1 protein-coding gene (running past both ends of the window) is annotated in these 17,474 nt (G+C 49.8%); it reads right to left on the reverse strand.

The whole window is internal to a hypothetical protein gene (locus K2Y22_04510) on the reverse strand: the coding sequence, 75,024 nt in all, runs 23,727 nt past the left edge and 33,823 nt past the right edge, and what appears here is coding positions 33,824-51,297, spanning codon 11,275 (partial) through codon 17,099 (complete); reading right to left, the first codon wholly in view occupies positions 17,470-17,472. Both the start codon and the stop codon lie outside the window.

Below are 17,474 nucleotides of genomic sequence, written 5' to 3' on the forward strand. Positions count from 1 at the left end.
CGGGAGTCCGGTGACAGAACCATTTTGAACTGGACCTGTAACATTGATGTTTGGTCCGGAAATAATCGGATTCAAGATACTCGAGTTTAGAGCAGCTAGAACAACATCACCGCCGGTTCCAGCTGACGATGAAGCATTGATACTTACAATTGCCAATCCACCGCCGGAAAGTAAATCAACAGAGCCACCAAGTAAAGCACCGGTCGCAGTAATGGCTCCAACGTTAATTGAACTATTGGGGTTACTACCTACTAACGAGCTGTCAAAGTTGACGATTAGAACAGAACCGCCGACTCCGCCGTTGCCTGTTGCCGATACATTGATTGCACCAGTTGCGACACCCATGGCGCCTGTGACTATCACGTCACCACCGAAGGCATTGCCTGTTGCAAAAGTATTACCCAAAACTACACTCTCAAGTTGTGATTGAGCAATGACTGTGCCGCCGTTGCCTGTCACGGATGTGGCAGCCTGACTACCTGATACATTTATGTCACCGACGACAGTCAATGAACGCGAAGCCGACAGTGCTACAAGTCCACCATCGCCAATTTGGCTTCCTGCATCGAAGTAACCGCCCAGATCAGCAACGCCTGAAGCATGTAAGAAGATTGAACCGGCTGTTGAGCCGAGGTTTGCACCAGCCACAGTTACCGACATATTGCTCTGCATGTTGCCACCGGCATTCAATGCAAAGTTGCCGGATGTACCGGATGAAGATGTGAGATCAAATACTGGTGAATCAATTGTTGATGAAGCCGGCGCATCGAATGTGCCTTGTGGTCCACTCATCACATTGACTGAGACATTGCCGCCAACACCGCTTGTTGAACCGGTGTAAATGGTGTCGTAAAGACCTCTGGCAATGAAACCAGCCTGGTATTGCGTGTAAGTGTTTGGTCCGATTGTTACTTCATTAGCTTCCAATGTTGACTGCAGAACGGAAACTGTCAAATTACCGCCAGCGCCGTTTATGCCGGATGTATTTATCAAGCAACCACTGCCGCAACCGGCGCTAATGTCTGTACTGCTGCCATTGCTCAATATAACGTTGCCTGTGTAAACCGACAGATTAACGTTGCCACCTGAGGTTGTGGAAGAAGTATTGATTTCACCAGCAACGAGAATATCGCCCAGAGCACTTATATCGACTTGACCGGCTTGGGCGCCACCCATGGCTCCAATTGTCATGCCGCCAGTTGTTCCAGATAGACTGACTGTTCCATTCAGAGCTAGCGCTTGAACGTTACCACCAAAGTTAGAGTTGGCACTGCCTGTCTGGATGCCGCCCATTGTCGACATGTTGATGCTTTCACCGGAAGACAAGTAAACATTGCCGCCGTTAAGTCCTTGCGTGCTAATGCCCCAGGCAACATTGATGCCGCCGCCGGCGGAAACTTCAACGCGACCGGCATTGCCCAAAGAAGCTGTTGTAATCAAGTTAGCGCCGCCAACTTGATTTTGACTGAAGGCACCGATACCACCTTGTGCTACAGTGATTTCAATATTACCGCCATTACCTTGCAACGAGCCTGTGTTTATTGAAAGCTCAGTTGCCGGGAAGATGTTTTCAAATATGACACCGGACTGACCAACAGAACCACCAGCTCCAGTCTGCGGCAGACCACCGGCACCAATCGTTGCCGGTAATGATTGACCGATGAATACGCTAACGTTGCCGCCATTGCCAAATGTCGTTGAGGTATCAACATAACGGCCAATTGTGTTAACGGTGAAGTAGTTACCAAATACCAGGTCACCTTGAGCAATGCCGACAGTAACATTGCCGCCGAAGTTCGTCGATGCCGTGGAAATGCCGTAGTCGATAAATATGTTGCTGCCGGCCATCAAGGTAACATCACCGGATTGCAAGTTGCCTGCTGTGTTAATTGTCGGTCCGTTGCTAGCGCCAACAAAGGAAATGCTGCCGTTAAGCGCTTGAGCGGTGAAGCTGCCGCCGACATTGGAGCCAACTGCTTCAAAGCCGCCGTAATCACTAACTGTAATTGAGCCGCCTGACTGCAAGGTAATGTTGCCGCCCAGATTACCGTCTGTGGCAATTGACCAGACGCTGTTCAAGCTACCGCCGACGTAGGCGTTAAAGGCACCAGCTTGCTGACCGGTGAAGCCAACAGCATTTCCATTACCGGTGACGAAGTGTACGCCGCCAACCGATGTTGAATTGAAGTTGCCTTGGTTGCCCGCCATGATTGCAATATTGATAAAGCCGGAATTAGCAGCTGACGAACTTGTTAGTACTTGTTCGGATGTGCCAAGCACGGTGTTATTGAAGACCAAGCCGCTATTGCCATTGCTTGGAGCTTCACCAATAATGAATTGCACGTTGCCACCATTTAGATTAGCTGCGGTGGCATTGATGTAGTCATCTGCAGGCAGACCAAAGACAATGTTGCCGCCTGAAGTAATTAAGTTGACGTTGCCGGCTGTAGTCGAAGAGCTTGTGTCGATCTTAGAGTTGATGGTCACTCCGGAGCCGGCAGCAAGCATGACATTGCCGCTGGCAAGAGCGCCATTTGTAGCAAGCGCTGGACTATCACCATTTGCTACCGTCACTTGACCTTGTGGCGCAACTAAGTTGACGTTGTTACCATAGAAGCTGCCGGTTGCTGTTACAACATCACCAGTCGCTACGCTGCCGCCGATACTGTAGAGACCAAGGAAGCCGGCTTCTTTCGAGCCTGAAGTGGAAACACCTTGATTGATATTGATATCGCCACGACTGTAAACAACGAAGCTTGAGCCATTGCCTGATGTGGAATTGACATTCAATGTATCAACGTCGACAACGGATTTGGAAATAATCGGCACGATCAGGTTGTTGTAGCCCTTCGTATCCATCTTCACATCAACGTTGACGCCGGCGATAGTGTCGTAACCTGCCGGATTGAAGAAGCTAATATCTGTATTGCTGACTGTAATTGTTGTATCGGATACGATGCTGTCGCCACCACCGGAGCTGACTAAGTGCTCAGCAATATTCAAGTTGCCTGTTGGCACTCCAGCGGTCGAGCCAGTTGTAATTGTGGCAGTTGCAGCAAGCACAGCAATACCGCCAGGGGCAGTATTTCCGGATACTGTTCTCAAATCGCCGGTGACGATATCACGTCCTGATGAGATAAACAGATCACCACCAACAGCACCGGTAATTGCTTGGCTTGCGTTGTTGGAGAGATCAATGTGACCGACAGTTACATCTCCCAAGGCAGCAATACCGACAGCAGCACCGGCACCCAATGCACTTGTGGCGTTGCCTGTAATATTACCCAGCGTTGCTGCGCTATTTGCAAGATCAGCGCTGACGACAACCAAGTGACCACCGGATGTTCCACTCAAGTTGATATTGCCGATATTCATAGCAACGCCACCTTGACCGGAGGCATCGCTTTGTCCGGAAGCTGCTACAAAGATGTCTCCACCGATTCCGGAATCAGATCCAGCATGTAAGTTGAATTCAGCAGAAGCAACGGAAGATGTTAATACGGCAGCGTCCAAATTACCGTTGAACATTGGGCGAGCAAGAGTTGCACCGGAATCAACAATTGCCAGTTGAGCATCACTTGGTGAAGCATTGAGAATAATTGTGCCGCCATGTCCGTCGCCCTTAACTGACATACCTTTAACACCATAGGCACCGGCAATGTCTGCCGTGTCAGAACCAGCTGTGATTGAATTGGCGGCTGTAATTAATATTGTGCCGCCGAATCCCTTATTGCTGGCAGAAGCATTCACGTTGGTGACATCGACAGCTCCGTTTTCAGCTTCGATGATGACTTGACCGCCGACACTGTTAAGTCCGGAAGCACGTGCTGCGATATTACCGTCAACAGTGACGCCATCTGTTCCGGAAGCCTTCAGCAAGATGCCGCCGGCAGAACCACCTTGCGAGGAAACATTTACGTCTCCAGCCAAATCAATTGCACCGGAGCGAGAAATAAGCGATACATGTCCACCGGTTGCGGCGAAGCCGTAACTATCATTAACGCCATTGGCGAGCAGGTCACCACTGGTCGTCACTATGTCACCGGCTGTCTGAGCGTTGATTATTCCACCGGCAGCTAACTTGCCTTGACCTGTTACGTTAACATCTCCGTCAATCGTGAGCGAACCTTCAGCGGCTAATACACTGAGAACACCACCATTGCCGGTTCCTACTCCGTGATTACCAGAGAGATCAACACCGCCTGTCAGGCTGACATTTCCACTCTGCGAAACGATGTTGAGCACACCGCCATTGGCATTAGCCTGTCCTTGCGCGACTATTCCACCTGCTGTTATGTCGCCAGCAGCGTTCAATGTAATGTGCGTGCCTGTATAACCGGAGCCGTTAGTATTAGCTGTTAAGTCATTGAGTGTAATCGAACCACCGGAAGCAGCTAGATTGACAAAGCCTGCTGTTGCTTGAGACAGACCTGATACATTAATGTCGCTGGCGTTTATATTGCCTTGAGCAAACAACGAGAGATTGCCGCCGGCAGTTCCTGTTCCAGACGATGTAAGTGTGAGATTAGCAGCGGTCACATTTTCCAACGAGATCATCGTAGCTGCGCCACCGGCGCCGCCATTGGTGCCGGAAGCTATGATTTGAGCAGAGCCTGCAACGATTGCTCCACCGCTTGAAACAAACACATCACCGGCGCCCGTATTTTTGCCGGAAGCACTTGTTGTGATGTTGTCGCCAATTGTTACAGGTCCATAGGCGCTTTCAATGTTGACTCCGCCGCCGGAACCAAAACTACCTGTTGCAGAAATAGCATCTGTAATTAATCCGTACTGACTGTCTGTTGAAAGATGGACAGAACCAGCACTGCCATTTAAGTTGTTAGTGACAATTGAAGTTGGCGCATTGACAGCACTTGTGCCGTTAGCTGTCAAATCAATATCAAAGCCTGCAGTTGCATAAAGTGGTGATGTTGCATCTGACAACAATGAACTACCTGATAGGAAGCTCAAGGAAGAAGATATGCTGGCTGCACCGCTTCTACCCGAACCAGTGTCGTTAGAGTAAGTCGTCAGAGCTGCAAGGTTGGTGCCCGCTGCAGAACTTGAACGCAACGACATGCTGGCAACAAATGAAGCGTCATCAGCAACGAATCTAATGGCACCGCCTGAAGCGTTATCGAGACCGGCACTTAGGAGATCGTCAACGTAAATAGAGCCGTTAGCCGAAATCATCGATATTGCACCAGCTGCATTGCCGGATCCTGTTCCGTGAGCATCAATTACTCCACCGTCATTGAGAGTATTGCCTGTCCACGAGCCAACTATCAAGTTACCGAGATAAGTATTGAGATTGACAGCACCACCAGAGGAAACGGTAGATGACGTATCAATTGAACGCTCCGGATTAGCTCCTATCGTTCCTGCGATAGCAATTGACTCACCAAAGATATTGACCGAGCCACCGGCAGCACTTGTTGAGGCAGTAGATACTCCATTGAGGTTAACTTCGCCAAGAGCAAACAATTCAACTGCGCCACCTGAGTTGGTGACATTACCGCCGACTGCGATGTCACCGACAGCTGCCACGCTGAGCGGGCTTTGATTATTGCTTGTGGCATTGCCTGCCACTGTAAGCGAACCGTCAACCACAAATGGTGCGGTGAATGTTTCATTTACCGTATTGAAAGTGAGGCTGGCAACATTCACGTCACCAGCAAGTACGCCGGCGTTCAATCCATATTGTGTGGCGCCTACTTGAGCCAGAGGCTGCGCATCCGGTCCTACTGTAATAACCAAATTACCGGTAGCATTTGCCGCTGTAAGCACGCCTCCTGCGTATGTACTATTGGTTTCAAGCAGTGGGAAGTAACCGAAGTTGCCGTCTGCTCCTGAGCTTATAGTAAATGTTGTTAGAGTGGTCAATGACGGCAAGGTGAGTGTACCGTTGGACATCACTACTGCATTGCCGGCTAAAGAGCCTTCACCAGTTACGACCAGCGATGGCAGTGCCGAATTGGCGGAAGTGCCCAAGGAAATAAATACGTTGCCGCCTTCACCAAGCGGTGAATTGGAACCTACATCAATTGTGTTTCCAGAGCCATTAAGCTGTCCGGCAGAAATGATTGCCACGCTACCACCAACTTCAGGAGCCGTAGCAGTCAAATTGCCATTTAAGGTAATTACACTTTCAGTTGGATTAACGCCGAATGCAAATAATTCAATCAAACCACCCTTGCCGTATCTGGTAGATGAGTTAGATGAGGCATCTACATCGCCATTAACTGTAATGTTTGATCCAGCTGCCAGTCGAAGTTGTCCGCCGTCACCTAGTCCGCCGGCATCGAGATTACCGACTGTGAGCGAGCCTTCAGCGGCAACCAGATTTGCAATACCACCCTTTGTATAACCGGAGACATCAACATCGCCTAGACTGACATCTTCCTTGGCAATAGCAGAGACAACGCCGCCTGTAGTCAGTGTTCCGCGTGCACTAATTGCTCCGCTTACAGTAACTGTGTCACCACCAAGAAGTACAACTGAACCACCGGACATGCCGTTGGCGGCAATGTCACCGGATAGGTTGACGACGTCGGCACGAACTCGGACAGCGCCTGCTTGCGATGGCGTTGAGAAGGCACCGCTGGACAATTCAACTGCGCCGGCATTGAGATCCGGTGTAACAACTGCCGAGGTTGACTTGTAGCCACCTAGGACACCACGTCTGACATCAACACTGATTGAGCCTGCCGTTCCTGAAGTAGCGCCTGTATCAATGCTGCCGGCGATAAACGACAACATACCGGAAGATCCGGAAGCAAGGTTGCTTAGTTGTCCAGCGCCGGTACTGAATGTGAAGCTGCCGCCCATAGCCGCACCTGTTGCATTTACAAAGCGCGAAGCATCCGCTGTATTGGCATTGCCAAATACAAGATTGCCGTTTCTCAGATCAACTGTGACGTCACCACCAAATCCGGATGAGCTTGTATTGATCTCATTAGCAACGAATGCGCCATGGTTGGCAATGATATTGACAGAGCCACCACGCTGAGCACTACTGGCGTTCACTGCAACATTCGATACACCCAGACTGAGATTTACAGCGCCGGCAGCGGAGCTGAATGTTGCCGAACCGGCAGCGGAAGTTCCAGCCGTTTGAATATTGAAGGATGATTCTGTTGTTCCATAAAGGTTCATGTCATAAAGACTGGAGACATTGATATTGCCACCCTTGGAAGCGCCTGTTGATGCGCTAATTGGTGAGTTAATCAAACCACCTACGTTCATATTTAGATTGCCGCCGGCAACAGCACCTGTGGTATCAAAGTGAATTGGCAATCCGGAAGTAACTTGATGACCGTCGGCAATATTCAATGTCATTGAACCGCCACTGCCAAGTGCGGATGCTGTTGTGAATGTTTGCTCGCCGCACAAGATGCAGTATGGAACAACCAGACCGGAGCTGAATACGCCATCGGTAACGCCAATAAACATATTTACTTTTCCGCCATCTGCTCTTGAAGCCGTAGCGTCGATATCACGCAAGCCGACAGCCGCATCAGTGAATGTAATGTTGCCGGCAATTGAGGAAAGATTGATATTTCCTGCAGCACCGTTGCTTGATGTATTAATCTGACCGCCCAGAGTAACTTCACGCGATACGACATTTACATCGCCTGAACGCATATCGGCGCTTGTGAAAATTGCTTGTCTTCCGGTTGCGCCTGATCCACCAGCTAGATTGACACTACCGAAGGCTGCCGATAGGTTGACTTCGCCGCCGAGGACAGCAGCAGATGTATCAAACAGTGAATCACCAAGACTACCTGAATCGATGCTGCCTTGAGCAGACATTAGTAAAATATCGCCGGCTATTGTTGGTTGTGAACCGGAGATGTTGGAAGTTGAAACACTGCCTACGGAGAGATCTTGAACTGCGACCAATGTTACTGTCGGTGTTGTGCCAACACCCACGCCTAATGCAGCACTGCCGGCAACGTCAGCTTCGCCAACAGCAGATGTGAGATCCATGTCCTTCAAGGCAACCAATGGAGCTATCAAATAACCATTGCCATTGGCATGGAAAGTGACATTGCCTGTTACGGATGAATAACCGGCTGTGCTGTAATTGCTAATGGCGCTTGGTGTAATTTCAACAGTTGAATTGCCCGACAAAGCAATTGGCTCATCGCTCAATTGGGCAAATACGCCTATATTGTGAACAGGCGCAAATATTGTTCCGGCAACATTATTCTGACTGTTAGCAAGAATAACCCAACCAGAATCCGCACCGTTCAATGAAACTACAGACATCAAGTCACCAAGAATTGAAGTATTCGACGAAATAAACAAATCGCCACCACGAGCATTTGCTGCCGGACTTGCTGCCGTGTTGGCTAAAGTGATATCGCCGGTTCTGACAGCGCCTAGTGCCCAGATTGCCACCGATGCACCGACGGCATTGACACCAGTTGCCGTACCGTTAATATCATCAACCAAAATACCCAATGAGGTTGCTGCGGTATCAATCATTACCACGCGTCCACCAGATGCACCGCTTACATTTATGTCTTGCAGCGATGCAGAATAATTACCGGTAGAAGCTGAACCACCAGCCATAACGTTTACAGTGCCACCGGCTCCGACATCTGAAGATGCGTTCACATTACCGGAAACTGCAAGCGCTCCTTGCGTATTCAATGTAACCGCACCGGCATCTGATCCTGCCGATGAAACATTTATTGCTCCGGCTACATTCATGTCGCCATATGAACGGGCAACTAGCGAACCACCGCCGGCGCCGCTTAAGCCCTGTGCGGAGACAGAACCTATATCCAGGGTGCCCAAACTGCTATCAAATACCACTTGGCCACCTGAATTTCCGGCACCTGTGGCGTTTGCAGTCACTGAATCGATGGCGATATTGCCGCCGTTTTGCGATCCTATATATATGGTTCCACCGTTGCCTCCGGCAGAACTTGCCGAAATTGCCGTGTCGCCCATATCAATAGAACCTTCAAAGCTGCGTATGGATACATTGCCTGCCGATCCGGTAAAGCTACCAGCCACACCTGCTGAAGTATTAACGGTAATTGCAGCGCCTTGATCAGCTACATCACCGCGGGCAAAGACATGTACTGATCCGGCTGTTTGTCTTGATGATGCACCGGAAGCATCGAGGTTGCCACCGATACTCACATCACCAGCGAATGCATCGATAGCAATTGAGCCGCCATTGCCGACGCCCGTGTGTTGATCGGCAGAAACATCAATTCCCTGAGCGCCAACTGTTACATTGCCGTTGTCGGACATGAGATTGACAAAGCCACCATTGGCTCCGCTTGCTCCATAAACATCAGCTTGACTGACACTCAAGTCACCAGCTGCTGATATGCGCAACGAACCTGCCCACATATTATTGCCGGAACCTGAAGCGGTTATGCTCTGCGCACTGACCTCACCATTGGCTGCGCTTAATATGACATTGCCACCACTAGCATTTGTACCGCTTGCATTTAGAGAACCGGTAGCAAGAACATCGCCGGCATTCGAGAACATATAAATATTGCCACTGGTAACTTGACCTCCTTGGCTTGTCGCTGTTACACCGGCTGAGGTAATGTCACCGCCGGCTACATAAGTTACGCTGCCCGACTGAGCATTTACCAGGGCAGATGTATCAACGGTGCCTGCTTGTACACTGCCTGAAGCTACAACTGCTACGTTGCCGGAATCATGGAAGTCACCAGCTCCAGAGAGAGAGAGGTTGCTTGACAGAGTAACATTGCCACCACTGTTTCTAACCAACAACGATCCGGCTGCATGCTCAGCGCTTGGATTGAAATCATTAACTGCTGAAGCAAGCACATTGCTCATCGACAAACCGGAAGCCGAAGAAGCCGACACACTGACAGAGCCACTTCCGGCGCTAGCATTTGTAACGGCAATATCACCTACATTAATCTGAGTATCGCTTGCGGCAAGTTCCAAACTAAATGAGTTTATTGCCGGACCATTCGTTGCACGGCTCAAGAATGTTGCATCATCAGCAATCAAGAAGGAGCCGGATAGTGATATGCCGTTGCTTGTGCCTGCGCCGATATCGGCTTGCGTGCTAGTTGCGAAGTTGAGATAAGAACCATAACTGACGTTGTATGTAGCATCCGTCGACCAGGCAGAAAGCGATCCGATGCGACCACCGGCTGCCGATTGGATTGCAATGCCTCCAGCGTTTGCATCTGCTTCACCGAAAGCAACTACATCATTCAACATTACTTGTCCAAATGAACTAATCGTGACATTACCGGAGACGCTGCCATTGGTAATGCTATTGCTGTAGATATTGCCACCGGAGACAAGCGCGCCATTGACGAAGTTGCCGACGACAGTTGAGCCGTTGAAGGACAGGAGATTGACGTCGCCGCCTTGTCCGCCGCTGCCGGAGCTATACGTATTAATCGAAGCATTACTGAACATCGATGAGTCTGAGCCGGTAATACTTACTTGACTGCCGAATACTGAAACAAATCCCGAACAACAAGCTGACGCGGTGCTAATGCTTCCGGCTACAGAAACAGCTTGTCTGGCTGCCAGTTGCACAGAAGACGAATCAGCTGGTGAAGCCGTTGTCACATTGCCTGTTACATTCAATTGACCGCCGGCAAATACAGAAACTGCAGCGCTGCCGGTTGCTGTATCTAGTTGACCAAGGGTGACATTACCTGTTGCTACAAGCGGAGCAACAAATCCAACTGCCGTGCCTCCTGAGAATGTCACATTACCCAGAGTGAGATTACCTGGCAGCACGCCTGGAGCAAGAGCGTAAGTAACGCCGCTATTTAGATTTTGGATGCTGGGCAAGGCATTTGGCGAAACTGTAATCATCCAGTTATCGCTTGTCGCTTGAGCTGTTGAGAATACACCGCCGGCATAAGTTGTATTAGCCGGTCCAACTGTGAATGTGCCGATATTACTTCCGGGGTTAGATGTGCCGGAACCGGATGCGACACCACCAAGGCTTACGGCATAACCCATAATTCCACCAGAGCCGCCATTTACATTGAAAGTTGCTCCACTAACTGTGGAGTTGGCAGATAAGAAGATATTTCCGCCTTCACCACCTTGACCGCTTGCTGAAGCGTTAATAGTGTACGTGCCACCAATTGTGCCGCCGGAAACAACAGCTACATTACCGCCAGTGTCAACACCTGTCGCATTGACATTGGCATTTAGAGTCACAGCGGAATTACCTAGATTTACAGCAACAAAAGTGCCACCCAAACCGGCATCTGTGCTGGCTGATGTTCCATTCAAATTAACAAGTCCATTTAGGGTAATGCCATTGCCTGCAAATATTGTCGCTTGACCGCCGGACATTGCACCAGTAGCGGACAGTGCGGCAACGCCGGCACCAGCTGATCCTACGGTGACCGATCCGTTGAGCGATGCGACGTATAAGTTACCGCCAGCATAGAGATTAGCGCCGCTGGTACTGCCCAAAGCGTCAGCATAGAGTTGAGCACCGTTATTGAGGATGACATTTCCGGAAGCTACAAGGTTAATTGCTCCGCCATCCATGCTTATGCCTGACGCAATGACGTCGGCTGACTGTGTGAGCGTACCGCCCGCCTTCATTGTTGCCACACCACCTGATTGACCGGACACATCAACTGTCCAGTTGGACGCAATATTGTCGCCGGCAGATATAAGCACCATGCCGCCTTTGCCGAACTCAGAAGAAGCATCAAAGGTGGCGGCGTTGCTTCCAAGATTACCGTCATAACTCAAGACTCTTATATTGCCGCCGGAACCATATGTTGTTGAAGCATCAATTGCTGTTGCTGCCGTGAAGCCTGTGGTTGCGGTTGTTTGCAAGGTCAAATTGACATTGCCTGCCGAACCTTCAAATCCGGATACATCAATTAAGTTGGCTGTCAGATCACCTTGCGCAACCACAATATCAACGTTGCCACCCAGTCCATGCGATGAAGCATCGATTGCTCTGTTGACAGACACGTCACCGGCAGAAGTCAGAGCAATATTACCACCGAAATCATATCCCTGGCTGGAGAGTGAAACTCCTGAATCAGTGTTGACCGTCAAGTCGCCGCCAAGACCGGATAAGCGGATGGAGCCTGCAACAGCTGCACCATTTGCATTCACACCACCATTGAGTGTTAAAGTGCCACCAGAGGCAATGTTTACATCACCACCAACTTGTCCTTGAGCGTTGACGGAAGTACGGACACCTAGATTGCCCTTGCTATAGATATTGACTGAGCCGGCCTTGCCATAGTTCGCGGATGTATCTATAGAATAGGCATTGAATGAATTGCAACAGCTGTAATCACCAAGCAATTGGAGATACGAATAATTGCCGCCATCTGCATGAGTTGAGCTTGCCTGCATACTGCCGGCATATAGTCCTGAGAGTCCACCTGTTTGCTCAAGTGATGAGCCAATTAGAATATTGATGTCACCGGCATTGCCGATACTGCCGGAAGTTGTAATGGCTGTGCCTGTATTGAGCGCGATATTGCCCCAGAGAGCGCTCAAGGAAACATTGCCGCCTTCTGTTGTTGATGAGGCATTTATTGTGTCGTTAATGGCAATTGATCGTGATGCAGCCAAGACAATGTCACCAGCTTTGACGTTGCCGTAAGAAACTGCCGTGCTGCCATTGCTCATTAAGGAAATAGAACCGTTGTCAGCAATGACACTAACATTGCCGCCATATGATGAACCTGAAGCATTCAAGTCACCACCAGTCAGCGTAATATTCGATTGTGAATACAACTTGATGTCGCCGGCTTGAACTCCGGTTGTTGTCGGCGACCAAGCAGCATTTATCTGACCACGAACCATCACATCCATGTCGCCGCCAACTACATCACCGTTCATGTACATATTTAGCGAAGCGCCACCGATTTGCGCAGCAGCATAAGCATTTATGGTCAACGAACCACCTTGTCCGCCAGTCGATGTCATATTAATGCTGTTCTCAACACAACAAGGAATGTTATTGAATACCAGGAAGCCACTGTTGCCGGCCGTGCCGCCAACACCTATCAGCTGTCCACCGCTTAACGGACCACGACCAATGAGCACGTTGATATCACCGGCGCGTCCGGCAGATGTCGTGTCCGCATATCTACCGTGTGCGCCTGTCGGATTATTCAAAGCAACATTGCCGGTAACAGTCATCCAGTCGATATTGCCTGCAGAGTAGAAGCCGGATGTTAGTGTGCCGGCGTTATTTAGTATTCCGCTGCCGGCCATCATTAACACATCGCCACCACGATCGGTTGCCGACGTGTCAACCGACATACCGCCATTGGTCAATGTAATAGCGTTGTTCAGAGCAGACAAAGTGACGCTGCCAGCGCGAGTAACAGCTGAAGTATCAATTCCAGTTGAACCCGGAGCAGCTGCATTTACTGAAACAGAACCGTTTACAGATGCAAGCGCTACATTTCCACCGACTAGCGAACCGCTGGTATTTATGTTGCTCGTTAGCAAAGTGCCTAGTGAGACGACTGTTACCGAATCAGCATTGTCTGAATTTGCCGAAGTTATTGTGCCTAGAGTTGCAGATGCTCCACGGAATATCAGAGGCACGATAAGTCTACTTTCGCCACCGGTATTCATCGTGAAGTTAGCAACGGTAGTAGCTGTGTAACCGCCTGGGTTGTAGCCGGAAATTCCGTTTATGGAAACTTCAGTTGCTGCAGTTGGTGCTGTTGGTCCGACAACACCTGTTTGATAAAGCATGTTGTTGACAAAGCTACCACCGGACAGTACCTGACCAGCAGTTAAGTTAGTGGCTGTCGAAACAGCACTTCCCTGAGCAATTATCAAAGCGCCGGATAATGCCGCGTTGCCGGCAACGTTGACACTTGTATCAAATACGCTGCCACCAGCACCAGCGAAGAAGCTGCCACCCATGGCACCCGATGCAGGTGTGGCATTGGAAACGCCCAATTGAACGGTTCCCACTGTAACATCACCAAGTCCGGCAATACCAACAGATGCTCCAACACCTGTGGCAGCGCCGGCTGTACCTGTTATGTTACCGAGTTGCACCATCGACGCAGCCGTGTCAACTCCGGCAATCAGAGCACGTCCACCGTTGGCACCGGATAGGTTGATATTGCCTTGCAAGATACTGGCATTAATTGTTCCATTGCTGGCTACATACTGGTAGTTGCCACCAGACAATAACGTAATTGTTCCACCATCGGAAGAATTGTCAGGGCTGGCAACCGAAATATTTGCTGCACTACCTGTAAGTGCTGAAAGCAGCTGAGAAACAGTCATGCTTGAGGCATTAGTCGGTGATGCAGGGCAGATGCAATCTGCAGCAGTAATATTGACCGTGCCGGAATTCGCACCATTCATTGCTTGAGCTGTAATATCGCCGGTGAATACTGAGCCAGTGTTGTTGGCAATTAATACACGTCCAACCTGGTTGCCTGCGCCCTGGGCACTAGTGGTTATGCTGCCTGTCGTAATGTCACCGCCAACATAAGCACCAAGGATCACATCACCTGAATGGTTATTAGCAGCCGATGTATTGACAATGCCAAGTTCCAATCCTGTAGTAGAACCAAGCAGAACAAGTGAACCGGCACGACCGGCACCAAGGTTGACCGTAACAATATCGCGCAAGACATTTGGTCCAACCATTGTTCCAGTCAGGCTGGATGTGTCATTGCTATTAGTACCATCTGTCAATACAGTTGAACCATTTTCAAATGTCAATGTAGGATTGAGCGAAACATAACCCGCGCCACCGGATAAGCTTCCTACTACTCTTCCGTTCGGGAAGAGTGCGTCGGTGTCTGGTGCGACACCGGAAGCTGATCCGGTAGCAAATGTTAGTCGACCGGCTGCGCCTGAGCCTGTGTCGTTAAGATACGTGCTACCCGTGCCACTGAAGTAAGCGGCAGCGCTTGTTGCTGTTGTTGAGCGAGTAACCAATGAGCCGACATTGAATACTTCGCGTCCCGAGTCAATGAAAATGTCGCCGCCATTAGCGTTGGATAGACCAGCAGCAACTAAATTACCGGTGGTCAATACTCCAAAGCGAGCATTGGCTTGTTGCAAGCCCCATTGCGTAATCTTGTCGGCTTGAACAATAATGTCGCCGGCTGTATTACCAGCAAATGATGTGCTTGTATTTACGTCACCAATAGTGACATTTGAGCCACCGACGGCCATTACACGTCCGCCATTGCTTGCCAGGCTGCCTATGGCAATGCTATTGGCAAACAAATTGCCGGTTGACAGAACAAGTGTTTCAGCGCTTGTCGACAGCGGCGCCAGTAAATTGATGTTGCCGGAGCGACCGGAACCGGTGCCGGATGTAACTACATCACCGTTGATGGCAACAATTGCGGTCTCGCCAATCACCGTTACGGAGCCGGCGTTGAAGTTAAGACTATTCAGTGCCGAGTAGAAACCTGTTGTAATAGCAGGCGTGCCGGCTGCGGCTGCACCTATTGTGATATTTGGAGCGTTGTTGCCGGCGCCAATGTAGATGCTACCGCTTGTGGCATTAGCAATTGCCGTTGTCGGCAATGTAGACACGCTCTTAGTTGAATTGAGCGTAGCTAACGACATAGAGCCTTTAGAGAAGAGTAACAATGGTGCCGATGAGCCATTGCTGCCTGTCAGTCCTGTTACCGAACCACCAACTGTCATCGTCGGCATTACCAATGGAACAAGCAATGAGGAATCGCCATTGGTGCTGACTGTCAAATCACCGGTTGTATTAATGGATTGATTGAGTGGTATGAATGTACCAGCCGGCAGCACCCACGAATTAGTAGTTACGCCGCCTACAACTTCAGATATTGTTGGCGCTGCATAAGAGGCTGCTGATCCAGGTAGAGATCCGGAAGCTGTTCCTTGCGGACTGACTGTAATTTGATAGCTTGATGTTGAGGACGTAAAGCCTGGGAACACATTTAGTCCCTGATAAGTTCCGCTTGTTGGAATATTCGGGAATATTCCAACGCCACCGTAGCTGGCAGACGATACTGACGGTACATTCAAAACGGCCGTGCCTAATTGAATATCACCGGCGGCCATCAACACTACCGAAGCATCAGATCCTGTTTGCAGAGGCTGTGCATTTGTTGAAGATCCTAAATGTATTGCTTGACCGGAACCACCAGACAGTCCGGAACCGGAGGATACCATTATGCTGCCGGAGCGACCATTTACGGCAACGGAGTTGATAACAGCTTGTCCGCTTATATTGGCTCCTACGTTAATATCTCTCGGTGCGGCAATTGACACAGAACCGGCATTGGTGCCCATGCCGCCGGAGGATGTATTGATGAGGCCGGCGGTGACAACACCTAACGCGCCACCGTTAACAAGAATTACATCGCCACCGGCGCTATTTCTAGAACTGGTATTGATATTACCGACAATCACGCCGCCACCGGCTAAGCCCTGTCCGTTTTCAGCAACTAAGAACACATGACCGGAGGCGCCGCCATTGCCTGTAGTAACAATGTCACCGCCAACACTAATGTTGTTTCTGGCAACTAAGTTAACATCGCCGCCGGAACCTGCTGTAACAACCGGGCTTGTATTAATGCCGCCGCCGATGGAAATGCCTCCGGCAGGAGTAGTAATCGTCAATGTGTTGCCCAGTGTATGAATGCTGCCGGCATATGTGAAGTTGGCTGAATCAACATAAATGGTGCCGCCACCGATATTCAATTGATTAACAACAAAGTCGCCTGAGTAGTTAGCAATATTAACTTCAGGAGCAGTAATGTTTAGTGTGCCCTGCATCAGTCCCTTGTTAGTAATGTTTTGCACTGACAAATTCAATGTGTTGGCTGAAAGCTGACCAAAGACATTGAGAGAGCCGGAACTCATGTTTACAGAGCCGTTGGCTGAAAGGACACCTGTGATATTAGCTGTGGCGTTGCTGGCCAGCTGAATAGAAGTAGCGCCTGTAAACTGATGTGTGCCAAGCAGCAACATATCTCCGGAAACAACAGAGACGTTGACTCCGCTGGCAGCCGACAGCGATCCATTGCCACTCATTGTCAAACCATTGAGAGCAAGAAGATTGATGACGCCGGCCGATGTTTGCACCGTGCCGAGATTACTTAGTTTGCCGGTCGACATATTGATATTGCTGTTGCCGCTCAGCACAGCACCGCTAGCTAAATTAATCGCGCCATTGACACCGGATGCTGACAGGCTTGCAATGCCGCTGAAGTTTTGCGTGCCACTCACGTTCAAAGCATTGGCCAATGCTTGAACACTTACTCCAAGGGCTCCTGATAGTGTTCCACCAACGCCGCTTAAGGCGAGTCCCTGATTTCCTGTAACTGACAAGTTTCTAGCGGCAGCGATAGTGCCGGTATTTTGCAAGTTAGGCGAGGTGATGGTAATGGAGCCAACGCTTGTAAGAGTACCGCCGACAGTCATTTGTCCAACGCCTGTATTGCGAATGTTGGCATTGACGGTTGTTGGATCAATTATTGGAG

The organism is Candidatus Obscuribacterales bacterium, from assembly GCA_019744775.1.
GTDB lineage: Bacteria > Cyanobacteriota > Vampirovibrionia > Obscuribacterales > Obscuribacteraceae > SBAT01.